Annotated in this window: 23 protein-coding genes and 2 pseudogenes; 13 read left to right on the top strand and 12 right to left on the bottom strand. The window is 73.0% G+C overall.

Going from position 1 to position 19435, the window contains the following annotated elements; genetic code table 11:
* Window positions 1-4: 4 nt before the first annotated feature.
* Window positions 5-697, bottom strand: coding sequence for a cation diffusion facilitator family transporter (locus ACIBP6_RS13030; RefSeq protein WP_397051734.1), 693 nt, complete (start codon window positions 695-697; stop codon window positions 5-7).
* Between the two features lie 144 nt (window positions 698-841).
* Between ACIBP6_RS13030 and aroQ the strand changes: the two genes are divergently transcribed.
* Window positions 842-1297 (top strand): type II 3-dehydroquinate dehydratase, encoded by a 456-nt coding sequence (gene aroQ / locus ACIBP6_RS13025; protein WP_397051732.1) that lies wholly within the window; start codon window positions 842-844, stop codon window positions 1295-1297.
* 8 nt (window positions 1298-1305) lie between these two features.
* On the opposite strand, the gene ACIBP6_RS13020 is transcribed toward aroQ, so the two are convergent.
* Window positions 1306-1881, bottom strand: a complete 576-nt coding sequence (locus ACIBP6_RS13020) for a TetR/AcrR family transcriptional regulator (RefSeq protein WP_397051730.1) — start codon at window positions 1879-1881, stop codon at window positions 1306-1308.
* Window positions 1882-1995: 114 nt separating this feature from the next.
* Here ACIBP6_RS13020 and ACIBP6_RS13015 point away from each other — a divergent pair, with 114 nt between their 5' ends.
* A complete protein-coding gene (locus ACIBP6_RS13015) occupies window positions 1996-2796 on the top strand; it encodes an alpha/beta fold hydrolase (RefSeq protein WP_397051728.1) in 801 nt (266 codons plus the stop codon).
* 2 nt (window positions 2797-2798) lie between these two features.
* Here the strand turns inward: ACIBP6_RS13015 and ACIBP6_RS13010 are convergent, their stop codons facing one another.
* Together ACIBP6_RS13010 and ACIBP6_RS13005 are read right to left on the bottom strand one after the other, a co-directional pair.
* Entirely contained in the window at window positions 2799-3464 is a 666-nt protein-coding gene (locus ACIBP6_RS13010; RefSeq protein ID WP_397051726.1) for a GntR family transcriptional regulator, read from the bottom strand.
* Between the two features lie 382 nt (window positions 3465-3846).
* Window positions 3847-4869 carry a hypothetical protein gene (locus ACIBP6_RS13005; RefSeq protein ID WP_397051724.1) on the bottom strand — a complete coding sequence of 341 codons (1023 nt, stop codon included), beginning with the start codon at window positions 4867-4869 and terminating at the stop codon, window positions 3847-3849.
* A 218-nt stretch (window positions 4870-5087) separates the two neighbouring features.
* Between ACIBP6_RS13005 and ACIBP6_RS13000 the strand changes: the two are divergent.
* Window positions 5088-5378: pseudogene (locus ACIBP6_RS13000) on the top strand (IMP dehydrogenase); the annotation flags it as partial.
* Here the strand turns inward: ACIBP6_RS13000 and ACIBP6_RS12995 are convergent.
* From ACIBP6_RS12995 to ACIBP6_RS12985, 3 genes are all read right to left on the bottom strand, one after another.
* The gene (locus ACIBP6_RS12995; RefSeq protein ID WP_397051722.1) at window positions 5347-6606 is read right to left on the bottom strand and encodes an alpha-amylase family glycosyl hydrolase; all 1260 of its coding nucleotides are present in this window, start codon (window positions 6604-6606) and stop codon (window positions 5347-5349) included. The pseudogene ACIBP6_RS13000 and the gene ACIBP6_RS12995 overlap by 32 nt on opposite strands.
* Window positions 6607-6678: 72 nt before the next feature.
* Complete coding sequence (locus ACIBP6_RS12990; protein ID WP_397051720.1) at window positions 6679-7134, bottom strand: VOC family protein; 456 nt, start codon at window positions 7132-7134, stop codon at window positions 6679-6681.
* Window positions 7135-7230: 96 nt separating this feature from the next.
* Window positions 7231-8154: an AEC family transporter gene (locus tag ACIBP6_RS12985; RefSeq protein WP_397051718.1), complete on the bottom strand. Its 924-nt coding sequence runs from the start codon at window positions 8152-8154 to the stop codon at window positions 7231-7233.
* A 225-nt stretch (window positions 8155-8379) separates the two neighbouring features.
* Here ACIBP6_RS12985 and ctaD point away from each other — a divergent pair, with 225 nt between their 5' ends.
* From ctaD to ACIBP6_RS12970, 3 genes are read left to right on the top strand one after another with little or no spacing between them, the layout of a single operon-like run.
* A complete protein-coding gene (ctaD, locus tag ACIBP6_RS12980; RefSeq protein WP_397051716.1) occupies window positions 8380-10053 on the top strand; it encodes an aa3-type cytochrome oxidase subunit I in 1674 nt (557 codons plus the stop codon).
* Between the two features lie 5 nt (window positions 10054-10058).
* Window positions 10059-10298 carry a DUF3040 domain-containing protein gene (locus ACIBP6_RS12975; RefSeq protein ID WP_165970184.1) on the top strand — a complete coding sequence of 80 codons (240 nt, stop codon included), beginning with the start codon at window positions 10059-10061 and terminating at the stop codon, window positions 10296-10298.
* 53 nt (window positions 10299-10351) lie between these two features.
* Entirely contained in the window at window positions 10352-10684 is a 333-nt protein-coding gene (locus ACIBP6_RS12970; RefSeq protein ID WP_397051714.1) for a YnfA family protein, read from the top strand.
* On the opposite strand, the gene ACIBP6_RS12965 is transcribed toward ACIBP6_RS12970, so the two are convergent.
* On the bottom strand, window positions 10685-11446 hold the full coding sequence (locus tag ACIBP6_RS12965) for a PIG-L family deacetylase (protein WP_397051712.1): 762 nt from the start codon (window positions 11444-11446) through the stop codon (window positions 10685-10687). It lies immediately after the preceding gene.
* Window positions 11447-11817: 371 nt separating this feature from the next.
* Between ACIBP6_RS12965 and ACIBP6_RS12960 the strand changes: the two genes are divergently transcribed.
* The gene (locus ACIBP6_RS12960; RefSeq protein WP_397051710.1) at window positions 11818-12750 is read left to right on the top strand and encodes a hypothetical protein; all 933 of its coding nucleotides are present in this window, start codon (window positions 11818-11820) and stop codon (window positions 12748-12750) included.
* A 99-nt stretch (window positions 12751-12849) separates the two neighbouring features.
* Here the strand turns inward: ACIBP6_RS12960 and ACIBP6_RS12955 are convergent, their stop codons facing one another.
* Window positions 12850-13371, bottom strand: a complete 522-nt coding sequence (locus tag ACIBP6_RS12955; RefSeq protein ID WP_397051708.1) for a SigE family RNA polymerase sigma factor — start codon at window positions 13369-13371, stop codon at window positions 12850-12852.
* A gap of 4 nt (window positions 13372-13375) precedes the next feature.
* Between ACIBP6_RS12955 and ACIBP6_RS46825 the strand changes: the two are divergent.
* Window positions 13376-13711 (top strand): annotated as a pseudogene (locus ACIBP6_RS46825) (helix-turn-helix domain-containing protein); the annotation flags it as partial.
* 73 nt (window positions 13712-13784) lie between these two features.
* On the opposite strand, the gene ACIBP6_RS12945 reads toward ACIBP6_RS46825, so the two are convergent.
* Entirely contained in the window at window positions 13785-14384 is a 600-nt protein-coding gene (locus tag ACIBP6_RS12945) for a TetR/AcrR family transcriptional regulator (protein ID WP_397051706.1), read from the bottom strand.
* Window positions 14385-14522: 138 nt separating this feature from the next.
* On the opposite strand from ACIBP6_RS12945, the gene ACIBP6_RS12940 reads away from it, so the two are divergent.
* Window positions 14523-15080, top strand: a complete 558-nt coding sequence (locus ACIBP6_RS12940; protein ID WP_397051704.1) for a dihydrofolate reductase family protein — start codon at window positions 14523-14525, stop codon at window positions 15078-15080.
* On the opposite strand, the gene ACIBP6_RS12935 is transcribed toward ACIBP6_RS12940, so the two are convergent.
* Window positions 15059-15670, bottom strand: coding sequence for a hypothetical protein (locus ACIBP6_RS12935; protein WP_397051702.1), 612 nt, complete (start codon window positions 15668-15670; stop codon window positions 15059-15061). The genes ACIBP6_RS12940 and ACIBP6_RS12935 overlap by 22 nt on opposite strands.
* Before the next feature lie 81 nt (window positions 15671-15751).
* On the opposite strand from ACIBP6_RS12935, the gene ACIBP6_RS12930 reads away from it, so the two are divergent.
* Window positions 15752-16150 (top strand): ArsR/SmtB family transcription factor, encoded by a 399-nt coding sequence (locus tag ACIBP6_RS12930; protein WP_397051700.1) that lies wholly within the window; start codon window positions 15752-15754, stop codon window positions 16148-16150.
* A 34-nt stretch (window positions 16151-16184) separates the two neighbouring features.
* Here ACIBP6_RS12930 and ACIBP6_RS12925 read toward each other — a convergent pair whose 3' ends face one another.
* The gene (locus tag ACIBP6_RS12925) at window positions 16185-16973 is read right to left on the bottom strand and encodes a class I SAM-dependent methyltransferase (protein WP_397051698.1); all 789 of its coding nucleotides are present in this window, start codon (window positions 16971-16973) and stop codon (window positions 16185-16187) included.
* A 222-nt stretch (window positions 16974-17195) separates the two neighbouring features.
* On the opposite strand from ACIBP6_RS12925, the gene ACIBP6_RS12920 reads away from it, so the two are divergent.
* Genes ACIBP6_RS12920 through ACIBP6_RS12910 form a run of 3 tightly spaced genes read left to right on the top strand, consistent with a single transcriptional unit; the run spans window position 17196 to window position 19431 of the window.
* On the top strand, window positions 17196-17393 hold the full coding sequence (locus ACIBP6_RS12920) for a hypothetical protein (RefSeq protein WP_397051696.1): 198 nt from the start codon (window positions 17196-17198) through the stop codon (window positions 17391-17393).
* A complete protein-coding gene (locus ACIBP6_RS12915; RefSeq protein ID WP_132615454.1) occupies window positions 17393-17740 on the top strand; it encodes an ArsR/SmtB family transcription factor in 348 nt (115 codons plus the stop codon). The genes ACIBP6_RS12920 and ACIBP6_RS12915 overlap by 1 nt, the downstream gene beginning before the upstream one ends.
* Window positions 17741-17748: 8 nt before the next feature.
* The gene (locus ACIBP6_RS12910) at window positions 17749-19431 is read left to right on the top strand and encodes a SulP family inorganic anion transporter (protein WP_397053380.1); all 1683 of its coding nucleotides are present in this window, start codon (window positions 17749-17751) and stop codon (window positions 19429-19431) included.
* Window positions 19432-19435 lie beyond the last annotated feature (4 nt).

Below are 19435 nucleotides of genomic sequence, written 5' to 3'. Positions count from 1 at the left end.
CCGCTCATCGCGGGTCCTCCTGAGCGGACGAGCAACAATCGCAGGGCGGCGCGGAGGTGGTCGGGACGGCGCAGCAGGTGTCGCCGCGCCAGGCTTCGCGGCCTTCCCTGACCGCGACGCCGGCGATCACCAGGGCCGCGAGCGGGTCGGCCCAGGCCCAGCCGAACACGCTGTTCAGGGCCAGCCCGGCGAGCAGCACCGCCGACAGGTACGTGCACAGCAGGGTCTGCTTGGAGTCGGCCACCGCGCTGGCCGAGCCGAGCTCGCGGCCGGCGCGGCGTTGCGCGTACGACAGGAACGGCATGACCGCCAGGGACAGCGCGGCCAGGATGAGGCCGGGGGTGGAGGGTTCGGCCTCGCCGGCGCCGAGCAGCGCCCGGACGGCGTCGAAGGCGACGTAGGCGGCCAGGGCGAAGAAGGACACCGCGATGATCCGCAGCGCGGTCCTCTCGCGGCGTTCGTGGTCGGTCGCGGAGAACTGCCAGGCGACCGCGGCGGCCGAGGCCACCTCGACGACCGAGTCGAGGCCGAAGCCGATCAGCGCGGCGGAGGAGGCGATGGTGCCGGCGGTGATGGCCACCACCGCCTCGATCACGTTGTACACGATGGTGGCGGCGACCAGCAGCCGGATGCGGTGCCGCAGCACGGCACGCCGCCCCGGACTCGACGCGAGCATCGGATCATGATTCATCGCCATATAGCGATGATAGCTGGATCGTGGCATACGTCGACAAGAGGGTCCGTGCGGTGGCGGGGGGATCGGCGGGTCGTTAGGGTGCAAGCGGTTCCATCAAGGTCAGCGCGCCGGCGGCGCGCCCGCACGATCGTGAAGCGAGACTCCATGCCTTCGGTGCTTGTCCTCAACGGCCCCAACCTCAACCTGCTCGGCACGCGCAAGCCGGAGATCTACGGCTCGGCCACCCTGGCCGACGTCGAACGCCTGTGCCGCGGCACGGCCGAGAAGCTGGGGCTGGACGTGGAGTTCCGGCAGTCCAACCACGAGGGGCAGCTGATCGACTGGATCCAGGAGGAGGGGCCGCGGGTCAAGGCGGGGGAGTCGATCGGCGCGGTGCTCAACGCGGGCGCGTTCACCCACACCTCGGTCGCGCTGCACGACGCGATCGAGTCCGTCGAGCTGCCGGTCATCGAGGTGCACATCTCGAACGTCCACCGGCGCGAGCCGTTCCGTCACCATTCGTACATCTCGCCCGTGGCGACCGGGATCATCGTGGGCCTGGGCATCGCCGGGTACGGCCTGGCCATCACGGCGCTCCACGGGCGCGCGGCGAACGGCTGAGGCCGGGGTCAGCGGGTCCAGGAGTCGGCGGTGTCGGCCAGTGCGCCGAGGGCGGCCTCGACGCGTTCCTTGTCACCCGTGGTGAGGTAGTCGATCTGGAGGCCGGTGTAGGCGGCGTTGAGCAGGGTGGCGTTGCGCAGCGCCACGTCGCCGGGCACGCCGTGGGCGCGCAGCACCTCGGCCACGTAGTCGGCGCGCTCGCCCAGCATCCTGGGCACGTACGGCCCGGTGAGGCGGCCGGCGGCGGACAGGCCCTCGATCTCGTGCAGCAGCCGCACCATGGGCAGGTCCTCGGTGATGTGCCAGGCCCAGGAGGCGCGGACGACGTCGCCGAGGCCGCCGCCGGTCTCGCCCGGCCGGGGCAGGGCGGCCAGGCGTTCCTGCTGCCGCCGGTCGAGATGGGCGAGGACGGCGCTGATGAGCTCGTCCTTGCCGGCGAAGTGGTGGGTGAGCACGTACGTGCTGTGGCCCAGAGCCTTGGCGAGGGGACGCAGGGACAGGCCGGCGATGCCGTGCTCGGTGAGGTAGGCGAGGATCGCGTCGAGCAGCTCGGTGCGGCGCTGCGGATCGCGGGGCCTGGCCACGTCGTCACCTTCCCTGTCGGACTGCGGGGCGGTCAGCCTATTCGCATGACGACTGTTTGCGCCATTCACATGACGGTCGTTATGCTCGCGGCTGGCGAAAGGAGCGACCGTCCGATGACGTTCATGACGGAGAGGTACGCGACCGTCCGCGGGCTGCGCCTGGCCTGGCTGGACGCGGGCGCCGGTGACGTGGTCGTGCTGGCGCTGCACGGGCACTTCGGGCGGGCGCGCATGTTCGCGCACCTGGCCGGCGCGCTGGGCCCGCGTTACCGGGTGATCGCGCTGGAGCAGCGCGGGCACGGGCACTCGGGCCGCGACGGCGACTTCGGCCCGGACGCGTACGTGGCCGACGCCGCCGCGTTCCTGCGTGATCTCGGGGCCGGGCCCGTGGTGGTGCTCGGGCACTCCATGGGCGGGGTGGTCGCGTTCCGGCTGGCCGCCCGGCACCCGGAGCTGGTCAGGGCGCTGGTCGTGGAGGAGGGCGGGGCGGTCAACCGGCCGCCGGACGTGCCGGACCCCGTGCTGGACGTGAGCGACTGGCCGCGCCGCGCCCCCACGCTGGACGCGCTGCGCCGGGCCATCGAGGCGCGCGGGATCCCCGACGCCGGCTACTTCCTGGACAGCGCCGTCGAGCGCCCCGACGGATGGGGGCTGCTGTTCGACCTCGACGACATGATGGCCTCGCAGCGGGCGCTCGTCGGCGACTGGTGGGCCGACTGGCTCGGCTCCGCCTGCCCGGCGCTGCTCGTCCACGGCCTGGACAGTTTCGTGCTGCCCACCGTGCTGGCCAGGCGGATGGCCGCACGCCGGCCGGGCGCCGTGCTGCGCGAGTTCCCCGGTTGCGGCCACTGGGTGCACGACGACGATCCCGCCGGGTTCGCCCGTGCCGTCCGCGAGTTCCTGGACGGGCTGTGAGCTCAGCCCAGGTCGGCGATCATCTGCTCCTCCACCTCGTCCAGGTGCGCGGCGGCGGCGCGCTGGGCGGCCTCGACGTCCCGGGCGGCCATGGCGTCGAGGATCTCCAGGTGACGCCGGGTGGAGCCGGCGACGCGGCGCCGCCCGGTCGCGCCGAGCGCTCGCAGCCACTGGACGAACGGCTCGGCGGATGAACGTGCTTTGACCAGGCGGGCGTTGCCGGTGGCGGCGACGATCTCGTTGTGCAGGCGGCTGTCGCTGGCGAAGAACGGCTCGTAGTCGCCGCGTTCGGCGCGCCGCAGCGCCTCGACGGCCTCGTCGCGCAGGTCGGCGATCCGATCCTGGGGCATCGTCTTCGCCGCGATCCCGGTGGCGACCCACTCGATGCCCTTGCGCAGCTGGCAGACCTCGCGGGCGTCGGTGACGCCCGGCCGGGCGACGAAGGTGCCCGAGCGGGGGCGGGTGACGATGAGCTGGTCGTGTTCGAGGCGGGCGAGCGCCTCGCGGACGGGGGTGCGGGAGACGCCGAACTCCGTCGCGATCGCCTGCGGGTCGAGCCGGGAGCCGGGGACGTAGGTCCCGCCGGTGATCCGGTGGCAGAGGATCCGGTAGAGCTGGTCCGCGATCGACTCCACGACAAGGGCCGAGCCCTTCGGCAGAGGCGCCACTTCGTCTCCCTTTGCGCGATATATGAGTTAAGCGATCAGCTTAACCGCGCACACCGGGGCGATCCGGGTCCAAGGCGATGATTTCCACCAGCCGGCCGTCCCTCGGCTGAGGTCCTTCGGGAGGGGTACGGGGCTGCGGTGCTCTGCGTCGTTCGGCTGAGGTCCTTCAGGGAGGGGTGTGGGGCTGCGGTGCTCTGCGTCGTTCGGCTGAGGTCCTTCAGCAGGGGCGTGGGGCTGCGGTCTCTGCGTACTGCGTTGGACGCGGCTGGGGCAACGGACCAGACCGCTCCCCGGAGCATCCCTCCCGAGGGCCACCGGCCACCCGGCTCACCCGGAGCATCCCAGCCGACCGAAGCGCGAGGCGCACCGCATCCGCCGTGGGTCAGAGGGTGAGGTCGGACTCGATGTGGGTGACCGCCGTCATGGCGCCGTACGCGAGCAGGTGGACCGTGCAGTGGTCGCTGAGGCGGCGGTCGGTGGCCCGCCAGGCGGCGACCTCCGCGTCCGTGATGGTCTCCGGGGCCAGCCCGGCCAGGATCGCGAGGCGCGCCCCCGCCCGTTCCGCCACCGGCAAGCCCTGCAGCGCGTCGTCCAGCGGGCCGCCCGGCGGCGTGTCGTCCGGGGAGGCGTCCGCGGTCAGGCGGCGGCCGCGGTGGTCGGCGAGCACACGTTCGGCGGTCTCGGACGCCGCGGGGGAGAGGAGGCCGGCGCCCTGGGCGGCGGTGGCCGTCAGGGCGGCGTACGCGGTGCCGATCGGCAGCCCGGCGGCCCACGCCGGCTCCTTCCCGGCGGGCAGACCCGCCAGCAGCGGGAGCGTGGTGCCGGGCGGCAGCGCTTGGCGCAGGCCGTGCAGCACCGGGGCGCCCTCGAACGCGGGCTCGTCACCCGGGTCCATGGTGCCCGGCGTCAGCCCCGGGGGCAGCATGGCGGCGGCCACCCGGTCCACGAAGTGCGTGAACAGCAGCGTGCCGACGTGCTCGGCGACCGGCCCGCCCGGGAACGGCTCAGGCTCCCCGCCCGCCACGCCGGTCGAGGACGCCCAGCTCAGCAGCGCCGCCAGCCGGTCGTCGGCCGGGCGTTCCCAGCGCGCGACCGCGTCGGCGAGCTCCGCCTCGCCCAGCAGCCGCAGCACCGACAGGTACGCCTCGACGTCGTACGCCAGCCCGTTGGCCCGCGCCGCCCCCAGGGCCACCACCGTCCGGTCCACCGGCGGCACGTCCCCGGCCAGCTGGGCCTCGCGCATCAGCGACCAGCCCGCCGCCATCAGCTGCGGCGCCGGGGACATCATCATCACCGCCGGTCCGATGCTGCTGAACTCGGCGTCGACCTGCGCGTACACCTCGGCCAGCACGCCGTCGGCGCGGTCGGGGGAGACCGGGGTGATGTGACGGATGAGAGACGACATGTCAGATGCCCTTCTGAAGTGGTCAGGGGACATCGACTATCGCCGCCGCGACCAGGCCGCGTCGTCGTACGGGCGGAGTCATTCGGTGCTACTCCCCCGGAAGCAGGGAGGTCCTTCGACAAGGCCGAGCCCTGCCCGCGGACGGCCGGCCGGAAGCGGGCGGTGTGGTGCCGTACGCCACGAGGGTGAGACCGTCGGCGGGCAGGCCCGTGGAGTGGGAGTCGATGCGGCAGGCCGTCCGCGCCGCGCGCCGGCGGCCACGTCGGTTTCGTGGGCGTCAACCGTCGCGCTCAGCGGCGACGAGCTCTTCTCCGCCCAGGTCAGCCTGCTCGGCGGCCCGGCCCCGGTGCGCCGGCCTGCCCGAGCTGATCGACCTGATCCGGAAGTGGAAGATCGACCCCGGCAGGGTCTTCGACCTCACCCTGCCGCTGGAGCAGGCCGCCGAGGGCTACCGGGCCATGGACGCACGCCGCGCCATCAAGGCTCTCCCGCGCCCGGGGGAGTGGTGAGGACCCGCCAGCCGTGGGCGGGCACCAGGGCCGGATCGCCGTCGTCGCCCGCGGCCCAGGGGCCGTCGTCCGGCAGCGGGAAACGGTACGGGTTGTCGTCCAGATTGAGGAGGGTGTGCAGGGCCGGCCCGCCGGCGCTGGTGTGCAGGGCGGCGGTGCGGTTGTCGAGGTGGGTGACCCGCGTGCGCGCCCTGGCCAGCCACGGGTGCCGCCGCCGCAGCGCGATCAGCCGCCGGTGCAGCTCGAGAACCTCCCGCCCCGAGCCGTCCAGCTCGGCGGGGGACGCCGGGAAGGCGGGGCGCACGGCGTCGTCGCCGCCCTCGCGTTCCTCCTTGACCCCGCGCAGGCCCAGCTCGTCGCCGTAGTAGACGCTCGGCACGCCGCCCACGGTGAACAGCACCGCCAGGGCGTGGCCGAGATGACGCGGGTCGTCCAGACGGGTGGCCAGGCGGGTGACGTCGTGGTTGCCGGCGAAGGTCAGCGGGGCGAAGGTGGCGAGCAGGTCGTCGTGCCGGCCCAGGGCGTGCGCCAGCTCGTACAGGTTGCGGTCGTTGAGCGAGCTCCAGATGGCCTTCCACAGCTCGTACTGGGTGACGGAGTCGAGGCCGGAGCGGGTGACGTAATCGGCGTAGTCGCCGTGGATGACCTCGCCGACGAACCACGCCTCGGGGTGGCGGGCCCGCACCTCCGGCAGCACCGCGCTCCAGAACTCGGGCGGCACGGCGTAGGCCGCGTCGAGCCGCCAGCCGGACGCGCCCCTGCTCAGCCAGTGGTCCATGACCGAGACGACGTGCCGCCGCACGGCCTCCTGCCCGTGGTCGAGCGCGACCAGGCGACCATGCCCCTCGAAGGTGTCGTACGCGCCGTCCGGTCCCTTCCTGAGCCACCCGTGGTCCCCGGCGAACGAGCGGCCGACGTGGTTGAACACGCCGTCGAGGACGATCCGCAGGCCGTGCTCGCGGGCCCGGGCGACCAGGGAGTCGAAGTCGGCGTCGTCGCCCAGACGCGGATCGAGGACGTAGTGGTCGACGGTGTCGTAGCCGTGCGTCTCGGCGGCGAAGACCGGGCCCAGCATGAGGGCGGTGCAGCCCAGCTCGGCGGCGTGGCCGAGCCACGCCTCGAGGTGGCGCAGCCGATGGCGTACGGGACCGCCGGCCGCGCTGGGCGCCCCGGTGAACCCGAGTGGGTAGACGTGCCAGAACACCGTCCGCTCAGCCCATGACGCCATGGGATCACGGTAGTGGGTCGCCTCCGGGCCCGCGGGCGGGGGCCTGGCCGGCCAGGCCCCCGCCGAGCGTGGTCAGACCCCGGCGGCCTGCTCCAGCGCCTTGATGTCGATCTTCTGCATGCCCATCATCGCCTGCGCGGCCCGCTGGGCGGTGGCCGGGTCGGGGTGGGTCAGCAGCTCGGACAGGCGGCGGGGGATGATCTGCCACGACAGGCCCCAGCGGTCCTTCAGCCAGCCGCACTGCGAGTCCTCGCCGCCCTCGGTCAGCCTGGCCCACAGCTCGTCGACCTCCTCCTGCGTCTCGCAGTCGACGTACAGGGAGACCGCCTCGGTGAACCGGTACGCGGGACCGCCGTTGAGCGCCAGGAACCGCTGGCCGGTCAGCTCGAACGTGACCATCATGGCCGGCTCGCCGTCGCCGCGGCGCTGGACCTCGACGATGCGGGAGTCCGCGAACAGCGAGGTGTAGAAGGAGGCGGCCTCCTCGGCCTGGTCGTCGAACCACAGGAACGTGGTGATCTTCTGCATGGCGTGTCCCTCCATGGGGCGTCGCTCGTGATGTTCTCGCCAACGCGTCGAACGCCCGGGCGCGGAATCGACACCGTGCCGGAGAAATTTTCCGGGTCAGCCGAGAACGGCTCCGATCGCGGTCATGATCGGGATGGACAGGCCGGTGGTCAGCAGGATCGTCCCGCGTGCCATGCGCCGGCCGGTGTCGTAGGTGACGGCGTACACGTAGATGTTCTGGGCCGTGGGCAGGGCGGCGAACAGGGTCGCGGCCAGCAACGGGGTGCCGTCGAGGCCGAGCAGGAAGCGGGCGGTCACGTACGCGACGGCGGGCTGGGCGAACGCCTTGAGCGCGGCGGCCAGGGCGATGTCCTTGCCGACGCCGGCCTCCTCGGGGGCGGCGGGGGCGCTGCGGGAGCCGTACAGGCTCAGGCCGTAGGCCAGCAGCGCGACAGGCACGGCCGCGCCGCCGAGCAGCTCGATCGGGCGCATGACCGTGACCGGCAGCGAGACCCCGGTGAGCGCGAACGCCAGGCCCAGCAGGGAGGCGACGGTGAGCGGGTTGCGCAGCGGCAGCAGCAGCACCGCCCGCGCCGAGCGGGAGCCCTTGTCCAGGATGAGGAAGGCGCCCGGGGTCAGCACCAGGAGCTGGAAGAGCAGGATGGGCGCGACGAGGGCGGCGTCGCCGAGCACGTACAGCGAGATGGGCACGCCCAGGTTGCCGGCGTTGACGTAGGAGGAGGCGAGCGCGCCGATCGTGGCCTGCCGGGTGCCGCGCCGCCAGGCCAGCTTCGCCACCAGCACGAACACGAGCTGGGTGCAGATCACCGCGATGACCTCGGTCAGCAGCACGGGGGAGAGCAGCGCCGCCAGGTCGGCGCGCGAGACGGTGGCGAACATCAGCGCCGGGGTGGCCACGAAGAACGCGAGGCGCGACAGCACCAGCTCGTCGCTGGCCCTCAGCACCTTGACGGCGCCGATGACGTAGCCGAGCACGGCGACCGACACCAGGGCGGCGAACGCCGCGACAACCCCCGACAACCCCATACCTCCCGAACTGGACGTTTCTGGAGGTTATCGGAGCGCATCCGGAAAGGCCCATCCCGGTACGACTAGGAAATGCGGGACAGTCGGGGCTTGTGGGACGGTTGCCTGAAGCGGGGCATATCACCCGAGAGTGACGGGTAAGGCACACATCGTAGTGGCGCTGACCTGCCAGAGCACCTTCCGGGGAGGAGCGCCGGCGGCACCACAGGGGGATCTCCGGTGAGCATCGACGAATCACGCGCGGACGAGCCGCTCACATCCGCGGCGGCGCCGCTCAGGGCCGGCCGCAAGGGACGGTTGCTGGCGAACTGGCTGTCGACCACGGACCACAAGGTGATCGGCTACCTGTACCTGATCACCTCGTTCCTGTTCTTCGTCATCGCCGGCATCATGGCCCTGATCATCCGGGCCGAGCTGGTCCACCCGAACCTGCAGCTGGTGAACGCCGAGCAGTACAACGCGCTGTTCACCATGCACGGCACGATCATGATGCTGCTGTTCGCCACCCCGCTGTTCGCCGGCTTCGCCAACGTCATCATGCCGCTGCAGATCGGCGCGCCCGACGTGGCCTTCCCCCGGCTGAACGCGGTGTCGTACTGGTTGTTCCTGTTCGGCGGGCTGATCACCGTCTCCGGCTTCCTGACGCCACAGGGAGCGGCGAGCTTCGGCTGGTTCGCGTACACGCCGCTGTCGGACGCGATCTTCACGCCGAGCATCGGCGGGGACCTGTGGGTGATGGGCCTGTCGCTGGCGGGCGTCGGCACGATCCTCGGCTCGGTCAACTTCATCACGACGATCATCTGCATGCGGGCGCCCGGTCTCACCATGTTCCGCATGTCGATCTTCACCTGGAACGTCCTGCTGACCAGCACGCTCGTGCTGATGGCGTTCCCGGTGCTGGCCGCCGCGCTGCTGGCGCTGGAGGCCGACCGCAAGCTCGGCACCCACGTCTACGACCCGGCCAACGGCGGCCCGATGCTCTGGCAGCACCTGTTCTGGTTCTTCGGCCACCCCGAGGTGTACATCATCGCGCTGCCGTTCTTCGGGATCATCACCGAGGTGATCCCGGTCTTCAGCCGCAAACCCATCTTCGGGTACGTCGGCCTGGTCGGCGCCACCATCGCCATCGCCGGCCTGTCGATGACGGTGTGGGCGCACCACATGTTCGGCACCGGGCTGGTGCTGCTGCCGTTCTTCTCCTTCTTCACCTTCCTCATCGCGGTGCCCACCGGGGTGAAGTTCTTCAACTGGACCGGCACCATGTGGCGGGGGCACCTGACGTTCCAGACGCCGATGTTGTTCGCGGTCGGATTCCTGATCACGTTCCTGCTGGGCGGGTTGACGGGCGTGATCCTGGGCTCGCCGCCGCTCGACTTCCACCTCACCGACACCTATTTCGTGGTGGCCCACTTCCACTACGTGGTGTTCGGCACGGTGGTGTTCGCCATGTTCGCCGGGTTCTACTTCTGGTGGCCGAAAATGACCGGCCGGATGCTGAACGAGGGGCTCGGCAAGCTGCAGTTCTGGATGTTGTTCATCGGCTTCCACACCACGTTCCTCGTCCAGCACTGGCTGGGCGTGGCCGGCATGCCGCGCCGCTACGCCGACTACAGCGCCGTCGACGGCTTCACCGACCTGCACCTGATCTCCTCGATCGGGGCGTTCATCCTGGGCGCCTCGACGCTGCCGTTCTTCTTCAACGTCTGGTACAGCGCGCGGCGCGGCAAGAAGGTCACCGTGGACGACCCCTGGGGATTCGGCAACTCGCTGGAGTGGGCCACGAGCTGCCCGCCGCCCCGGCACAACTTCACCAGCCTGCCGCGCATCCGTTCCGAACGGCCCGCCTTCGACCTGCACCACCCGCATACCGGCGGGGCCGCGGGAACGGAGTGACGGCCGTGGGGCTCTCGCGTCAGGAGAAGCAGATCCTGGCCGCGATCGAACGGGAGCTGCGGCGCGGCGGATCACGGCTGGCCCGGCGCCTGGAGGAGTTCACCGCAAGGGCCGAGCGGGAGGGGCCGCAACGGTTCGCCGCCCAGGCCAGCAGGCGCGAGCTACTGGCGGTGCTGTGCGCGGTGCTCCTGACGTCGGCCGCCCTGACCCTGGTGGTGCTCCTCGCCGGCGACGCCCCCGCCTGAGCCGGTGCGGGCGCGACCTCGGCCCACCGTGAGGCTCCCCTAGGGTGAGCCGCATGACCGTGCTGCGCTCGATCGCCCTGTTCGTCCTGGCCGCCGTCGCGGAGATCGGCGGCGCGTGGCTGATCTGGCAGGGCTGGCGCGAGCAGCGCGGCCTGCTGTGGATCGGCGCCGGAGTGCTGGCCCTGGCCGCGTACGGGTTCGTCGCCACCTTCCAGTCCGACCCGCACTTCGGGCGCATCCTGGCCGCGTACGGCGGCGTCTTCGTCGCCGGCTCGCTGGCCTGGGGCATGGTCGTGGACGGCTTCCGCCCCGACCGCTGGGACGTCGCCGGCGCGCTGATCTGCCTGGTGGGCGTGGCAGTGATCATGTACGCCCCGCGCGGCTAGTCAGCCGAGCGTGACCTCGGCGTCGCCGGTGTAGGACACCCGGCGGTACCACTCGTTGCCCAGCAGCTGCGCGCGGGCCGGCTCGGGCAGCGAGGTCAGCAGGGTCATCGAGGCGCCGCGGCCGACCTCCGACTCGTGCGCGTGCATGGCCGCCCACTTGCGCTCGGCCCACGCCGCCACGTCGAGATGGGCGCCGATCTGGTCGTCCGGGACACCGGGCAGCGCCTGGCCGGCCGGCGGGTCGTCGCCGAACACCGCCCGCCAGTGCGAGACCACGACCGAACGCGGGATCGTCGCCAGGTAGACCGCGCGCGGCCGCCACGGCTCGCCCGCCTCCGGGTAGAGCTGGTCGTACCCGGCCGCCTCGGCGGCCGCCAGCGTGAGCCGGTGCGCGTGCACGTGGTCCGGGTGGCCGTAGGAGCCGTAGCCGTCGTAGGTCAGCACGACGTCGGGCCGTACGTCCCTGATGTGGGCCACCAGGCGGCCGATCGTCTCCTCCAGCGGGACGTCGAGGAATCTCGGCCGGCCGGGCGCGGACTCGGGCTTGCGCGCGTCGGCGTAGCCGAGCAGGCGCGGCTCGCCTGCTCCGAGGATGGCGAGGGAGCGCTCCAGCTCGGCGGCGCGTACCGTGCCCTCGGCCCAGGTGCAGGTGACCACGGCGGTCCTGGCGCCCTCGTCGGCGTAGCGGGCGAGGGCGCCGCCCGTCCAGACGGCCTCGTCGTCGGGATGGGCGTGTACGCACAGAAGGCCGAAGTCCGCCATGATCTCCCCGTTTGCTCCCGGTAGATGGCCGATCATCGTAGCGAAGCGCGCGCGGGCGCAGCATGCCGTGAGAAGATCGAGATCATGATTGGACTGCCTGGCACAGGCCGTCGAGGCGCTCCCGCCTGCCCGACGGCCACCGACCCGTCCTCGACGCCCACCATGAGGGCGGGTACGGTCACGTGCTGAGCATGCCGCGAACCGACACCCCCGGCGCGGCGACGGCCGTCCTGGACGCCTTACCGGTGTCTTCGCCGGAGCGGCCGCCACCCAGCGCCGTCCAGGCCTCAGCCCAGCCCTCAGACCAGCCCCCAGACCAGCCCCCAGATCAGCCCTCAGCCCAGCACCCCAGCATGTCGCCGAGGAACACCGTGACAGAACCTTCCCCCCAGCCCCCGGCCCAGCCCCGCCCGGACGACACCGCCCCAGCCCCGGAGAGCGTAGGGGAGATCGCCGGGCTGCGGCCGCGCAGGCGTCCCGGCGACGGGGGAGAGGTGTCCGGCCCCGACGTCGACCTGGTCGACGGCCTCACCCCCGCGGCCAGGCAGGTCGTGCGGGCCTGGCTGCTCGACCGGCCGTCGGCCGCCGCGCGGCAGGCCCGCCTGCAGGTGCTGGCGGCGTTCCTGCGCTGGCTGAACGCGAGTGAACCGGCCCTCGACCCGCTCGCGGCCACCGGCGCCCACCTGGACGCCTACTGCGACGCCGCGCTGACCGGCACCCTGACCGTGGGCGTGCGCAGGCCGGGCAAGCCCTTGTCCGGCGCGACGGTCAACCGCAGGCGCGCCGTGTTGTCGTCCTTCTACGCCTTCGCCTGGCGGACCGGCGCCGTGTCCCACGCCGTCCACCCGGCCGGTGAGCCGCGGCCGCTCACCCGCGACGACCGGCGGCTGCTGCGCCGGGGCGTGGCCCGGCTGGCCGCCGGCGGGCGCGCCACCGAGGCCGTGGCCGTGGCGCTGCTGGAGGCCACCGGCGCTCCCGTGGCGGCGCTGGCCGACCTGACCGTGCAGGACCTGCGCGGCATCGCCGACGACGGCGGGCCCGTTCTCCTCACCGTGCGGGACGGCCACGGGGACCTGGTCGCCTTTCCCGTCCCGGAGCCGGTCCGGCCCCTGCTGCGGGAGCTGTCCGGCACGCGTGCGCTGGGGGAGCCGCTCATCGGCCCCGCCGACACGCGGTGGGTGGCCGCGGCGCTCGTCGAGGCCGCCCTGGCCGGTGGCATGCCACGCGCCCGCGCCGAGGTGCTGCACCCGGGCGTGATGCGCGCCCGCACGGTCACCGACCTCCTGCGTGGCCCCTCTTCCTGAGCCCTCGTGGTGGCCGCCGCTGCCCGGCGTCCCGCGCACGGGACGGTCGCCTGTCCTGGCCGTCGCGCCGCTGGGCGCCGGTCGGACCGGCCCGTACGGTCAGACAGGCCCGGCCACCTCCACGATCTCGGGATCGTCCAGCAGGTGTGCCAGCTCGGGGGCGATCACGCGCAGCCGGGCGAGCGCGTGGTGGGTCTGGCTCTTGACGGTGCCGACCGAGCAGCCGAGAACGTCGGCGGTCTGCGCCTCGGTGAGGTCCTCCCAGAAGCGCAGCACGATCACGGCGCGCTGCCGGGGCGCGAGCCTGGCCAGCGCCTGGCGCAGCACGATGCGGTCGAGCGCTGACTCGTCGCCTCCCGTGGCCCGGTCGGGCACCACGGCGCTGGGCAGCTCGGAACGCTCCCGCCGCCACGAGCTGTACTGGTTGACCAGCGCCTTGCGGGTGTACGCCTCGGGGTTGCCGGACCGCGACAGCTTGGCCCAGTGCCCCACGACCTTGACCAGGACGGTCTGCAGCAGGCCCTCGGCGAGGTGGGCGTCTCCCGTGAGCAAGTACGCCGTCCGCATCAGCGCCTGCTGGCGGGCGAGCACGAACTCGCGGAAGCCGTCGTGACGATCCAAGGTGATGATCTCCTCTCGCCCGTACCCAACGCTGCCCGGCGGGCGAAAGGTTGTAGTCTCCCCGGCGCTCCTCGCGGGTGGCGGTGACGGGGACAGGAACGCCACGCGCCCGGCGCATACCGTGGAGCCCAGGGCACGAGCGAGCGAGCTGGGCGACCACCTGCGTTCCCGGCGCGACCGGGTCCGTCCCGAGGATGTCGGCCTGCCCTCCGTCGGGCCGCGGCGGGTGGCCGGACTGCGGCGCGAGGAGGTCGCGCTGCTAGCCGGCATCAGCACCGCGTACTACCTGCGGCTTGAGCAGGGCCGCGACCGCCACCCCTTGGCCCAGGTGGTCGACAGCCTGGCCCGCGCCGGCTGGTGCATCCCGACGAGACCGCGTACCCGCGGCGGTTCGCCACGGTCCCGGGGGCCGGTCAGCGGGGGTGGACGGCGAGGGCGGTGGCCCGGCGCATGGCGTCGCGGACCTGCTCCGGCGGGTCGCCGTGGCGCAGGCTCGTCAGGGCGGCGGCGCCGACCGCGCCCACCACCGCGCCGACCAGGGCGGCGGCCTCGATCGGGTCGAGTTCGTCCGGGTACGCCCGCAGCAGCGCCTCGGTGAGGTCGGCGTGGGCGGCGAGGAAACGCTGCAGCAGCCGGGCCTGGGCGGCCGGGGACGAGGTGAGCAGGCCGGCCCGCAGCCCCGCCAGCCCGCTGGCCAGGTCGGTGTTCCAGGTGTTGACGATCATCTCCTCGATCGCCCGGCCCAGCACGTCGGCGGCGCTCTCGCCGGGGCCGCGGCCGGCGATCACGTCGGCGCCGAGGTCGACGCGCACCTGCGTGTTGGCCAGCAGCACGTCCTCCTTGGTGGGGAAGTGCAGGAAGAACGTGCGGGTGGACACGTCGGCCGCCGTGGCGATCTCGGCTACGGTGGTCTCGTCGTAGCCCTGCTGTTCGAACAGTCTCATCGCCTCGGCGACGAGTGCCTCGCGCGTGCGCTGCTTCTTGCGTTCCCGGCGCCCCGGCTCCTCGCCCACGGCGCCACATGCTACAGCAGATGCATCACTGCACCGGCTGCATCGGTGGGCGGGAAGGAAACCGTAAGGGCGCCGTAAGAGGGCTCGGCGACGCTGAAGGCACATGAGGCACCGCACAACCTGAAGGGAACGACCCCCATGCGCAAGCTGAAGCTCCAGGTCCAGACCACCATCGACGGTTACCTGGCCGGCCCGGACGGTCGGATGGACTGGCTGACGATGCCGTGGACCGACGACATGAACGCCCACGTCGACGCCCTGACGGACTCGGTGGACTGCATCGTGCTGGGCCGCAGGCTCGCCGAGGGGTTCATCCCGGCGTGGGAGTCCCGCCCGGAGGGGGAGGACCAGAAGTCGATCGACTGGATGAACGACACCCCCAAGGTCGTGATCTCCCGCAGCCTCACTGAGTCCCCGTGGAAGAACGCCGTCGTCGAGGGGGGTGACTTGACGGAGACCGTCAACCGGCTCAAGAGCGGCCCCGGCGGTGACCTCATCACGTACGGCGGCGCGACCCTCGTCTCCGGCCTCATCGCCGGGGGCCTGATCGACGAGCTCCACCTCTTCGTCAACCCGGTCTCCGTGGGCGGCGGCCTGCCCGTCTTCCCCGACAGCCGGCAGCGCTTCCGCCTGGTCGCCGCCCGCCCGTTCGACTGCGGGATCACCGCCCTGCACTACGAGCCCGAGCGCTCCTGACCCACGCCTCCGGCGGCGAGTGCCCTGAGCCGGGCGGCATGCCCGGGGACGTGCTCCTCGGCGCGAAGCCGGATCAGCTCGCTCCACGTGATCCGCTGGTCGGGGTGCGCCCGGCCGTCGCGACCCACCAGGCGGATCCGTACGGGCGTGGCGGCGGCCTCGTCGGGCATCGCCTCGACCAGGGCGCGAAGGCCGGCCGCGTGGCGGCGTACCAGGTCCACGCGTTCGGCGTGGGTGGTCGAGCCGGTCAGGGACGCGATGGCGGCCTCGTCCATCGCGTCGCGGTTGTCGACGGTGACCGGACGGCCGGACAGCACGTCGCGTGCCGCGGCGGCGAGCAGGCGGTCGCTGAGCGCGACGTGGCTCAGCGTCCAGTCGACGGCGGACCTCACGTCCGCGGTGAGCGGGGTGGCGCCGATCGCTTCGGCCACGGCGAGCAGGCCGTCGTAGGCGGTGCGGAGCGCGGTCGTGTTCATGGTCTCTCCCTGGGCGCGCACGCGGGTACGGATGAGCAGGGCCACCAGGCAGAGCACGGCCACCGCGCAGGTGAACGACTGAACGGCGCGCCATCGGCTTGCGCGACACGTCATGCGTTGTTCCCTCCCCATGTTCGATATTTCCGAACATAACACATGTTCGGGATATGCGAACATAGGGGTATGCTGGGCGGCATGGCCAGCCGTACCGCGACAGAGCTCGTCCACCCCGGCCGTGACCAGTTGCGGTTCTCCGCCGTGCTGGCCGCCCTGGGCGACCCGATCCGGCTGGCCATCGTCGCCCGGCTCGCCGACGTCTGGCCCGACGGCGAACTGGCGTGCACGACGTTCGCGCTGCCGGTCAGCAAGTCGACCCAGAGCGGCCACTTCAAGGTCCTGCGCGAGGCCGGCGTCATCCGCCAGCGCGACGAGGGGACGCGGCGGCTGAACCGGCTGCGCCGCGACGACCTCGACGCCCGCTTCCCCGGCCTGCTCGACCTCGCGATCCCGCAGGGGCGCGAGGTCGTCGCCGAGTGGCCGGCCGAGAGCTGCGCGCCGGCCTCGGCAGGCGGCCGCCGGCGGGCGCGGCGCTAGCGGGGACGGCGCCGGCGGGCGCGGCGCCACGGTGCTAGCGGGGGCGGTGCGCCACTGTCAGCAGGTGGCCGCTGACGCCGAGCAGCGACGGCACCGACTCCACGGACCGCTGCGCGTCCAGCAGCAGCGCCCGGCGCTCGGGATCGTCGAGCCAGTCGCCGACGTCGCCCATCAGCCAGAACGCGCCCTCCAGCCCGTACTGCGCCACCTCGGGCAACCCGGCGTCGGCGAACTCGCCCGGCACCTCCTCGGGATGGTGGAAGTAGGCGGTGAAGCCGCGCCGTGGAGAGAACATGATCCCGTCCGCGGCGGCCGCGTGCGCCGCCCGGCGCTCGTCGTCCCGCAGGTAGCTGCCCCGGCCGACGGTTTCGTGGATGCCCGCGTAGCGGTTGATGGTCGCGGCCGCCACCAGACCGCCCGGCCGTACGACGCGCCGCGCCTCCGCCAGGGCCCGCACCCGGTCGGCCCGCTCGGCCAGGTGGTAGAGCGGCCCCAGCAGCAGCACCGCGTCCACGCTCGCGTCGGCCGCCGGCAGCGACCGCGCGTCGCCCTGCCGGGCCCGCACCCCGGCCAGCGCCGCCGCCCGCTCCACATGCAGAGGTACGGGGTCCAGCAGCTCCACGTCGTAGCCGTCGGCGCTCAGCCACTCGGCGTGCACCCCCGTGCCGCCGCCGACGTCGAGCACGCGGGCCGGTGGCGGCGGCAGCCTGCGGCGCAGCACGTCCTGCGCGCGCCAGAACTCCAGCCGGCCGTGACCCTCGCGCAACCGGTCGTGCTCTCTGTCCTGCTCGTAGTAGGCGAGCAGCTCCCGTGTCACGTGCATGCTCGATCTTGCTGAACCGCGCGCAGGGCGGACAAGTGGTTTGCCGGCCGCCGGCACCGCTTCGGCGTCCGGCGCCTTGATCCGGTGATCGATCCGTCGACGGTGATCGCGGGTCACGGCCAGGTCTGCCGGAGGTACCCGGACGTAGGGGCTGCCTCCCCGGCGGGTATCGTAATTGCGAAGTTTCGTAATTGCATTGATAAAGCGAGTACAAGGGGTGACATGACCACTGCAGTGGCGGCCGCGATCCGGGAGCGGGCACGGTCGGTCTGGCGGTCGCTGGGAGAAGCCCGCCGTGACAACGACGCTCACGCCGTGCTCCTGGCCGCGGACGACTGGGACGAGGTCCAGCGCCTCGCCCGCGCCCATGGCGTCAACCTCGGCGACATCACCGACGGCAAGGACGACCTGAGCGCGTGATGTCCGTCCCGCTCTACGAGGCCAAGGCCGAGCTGTTCCGGCTGCTCGGTCACCCCGTGCGCATCCGGGTGCTGGAGTTGCTGCAGGTCCGCTCCATGCAGGTGCGCGAGCTGCTGGCCGAGATCGAGGTGGAGGCCACCGGCCTGTCCCAGCATCTCGCCGTCCTGCGCCGCTCCGGCATGGTGACCGCCCAGCGCGAGGGCTCCACCGTCGTGTACGCGCTGGCCGGCGGCGGCGTCGCCGAGCTGCTGCGGGCCGCGCGCGAGCTGCTCACCCAGAAACTGTCCGGGCAGAACGAGCTGCTGGGCGAGCTGCTGGCCGAGAAGCTGGACAGCGGCGCCAGGTGAGCGCCCTGATGGCGGCGGGCCTGGCCCGGCTGCGAGCCGTGCTGCCCGCGCGCGACGACCTGGCCGCCATGGGACGCCGCCCGCGCCGCGACCTGCTGGCCGGGCTCACCGTCGCGATCGTCGCGTTGCCGCTGGCGCTCGGCTTCGGCATCTCCTCCGGCCTGGGCGCCGAGGCCGGGCTGGCCACCGCCGTGGTCGCCGGGGCGCTCGCCGCCGTGTTCGGCGGCTCGGGCCTGCAGGTGTCCGGCCCCACCGGGGCGATGACCGTGGTGCTGGTGCCGATCGTGCACGAACACGGTGCCTCCGGCGTCCTGACGGTGGGGCTGCTGGCCGGGGTGATGCTGGTCGGGCTGGCGCTGGCCCGGGCCGGCCGATACATGGCGCTGGTGCCGGCGCCCGTGGTCGAGGGCTTCACCCTCGGCATCGCCTGCGTGATCGGCCTGCAGCAGATCCCGGCCGCGCTCGGCGTGCCCACCCCGGAGGGCGACCAGGTGGTGGCGGTGGCCTGGCAGGCGGTGCTCGACTTCCTGGCCGAGCCGCAGTGGCAGGCCGTGGCCATCGCGGCCGGCGTGGCCGTGCTCATGCTGGCCGGCGGCAGGTGGCGGCCCACCGTGCCGTTCTCGCTGATCGCCGTCGTCGCCGCGACCCTGACCGCCGAGCTGGCCAGGCTGGACGCGGCCAGGATCGGCCGGCTGCCCGCCGGCCTGCCCGCGCCCTCACTGGCCTTCCTGGACGTCTCCGCCCTCGGCTCCCTGCTGGCCCCGGCCGTCGCGGTCGCCGCCCTGGCCGCGCTGGAGTCGCTGCTGTCGGCCGCGGTCGCCGACGGCATGAGCGTCAGCCACCGCCACGACCCCGACCGGGAGCTGTTCGGGCAGGGGCTGGCCAACCTGGCGGCGCCGCTGTTCGGCGGCGTCCCGGCCACCGGCGCGATCGCGCGTACGGCGGTCAACGTGCGCTCCGGCGCGCAGTCGCGGCTGGCCGCGCTGGCGCACGCGGCGATCCTTACCGTGATCGTGTTCACCGCCGCGGGCCTGGTCGCCAGGATCCCGCTGGCCGCGCTCGCCGGTGTGCTGCTCGCGACCGCGATCCGGATGGTCGAGGTCGGCTCGGTCAAGGCCATGGTGCGCTCCACCCGGGGCGACGCCGTGGTGCTGGTGCTCACCGCCGTCGCCACCCTGGCGCTCGACCTGGTCCAGGCCGTCATCCTCGGGCTGATCGCCGCCGGCGCGCTCGCGTTGCGGGCCATCGCGCGCAACGTCCGGCTGGACACCGTGCCGCTCCGCCCTGACCTGCCGCAGGACCATACCGAGGCCGAGCACGAGCTGCTCGCCGAGCACATCGTCGCCTACCGGCTGGACGGGCCGCTGTTCTTCGCCGCCGCCCACCGCTTCCTGCTGGAGCTGTCGGAGGTCGCCCATGTCGCCGTGGTCATCCTGCGCATGTCGCGCGTGACGACCATCGACGCCAGCGGCGCCCTGGTGCTCGGCGACGCCATCGACCGGCTGCAACGCCGCGGCATCACCGTGTACGTCTCCGGCATCCGCGACGGCCACCACCAGCCGCTGCGGGCACTCGGCGTGATCGCCCGCCTGGACGCGGCCGGCCAGGTGTTCGCCACCACCCCGGAGGCCATCGCCGCCGCCCGCGAGCGGCTGCACCACACCGGCCTGCTGCCGGCCGGGGAGCCGTGAGCGG

The sequence above is a fragment of the Nonomuraea terrae genome (genome assembly GCF_044465245.1).
Classification (GTDB): Bacteria; Actinomycetota; Actinomycetes; order Streptosporangiales; family Streptosporangiaceae; genus Nonomuraea; species Nonomuraea terrae.
Note: the sequence above shows the minus strand (reverse complement) of the source record. Positions and strands in the feature narration are given on the sequence as shown.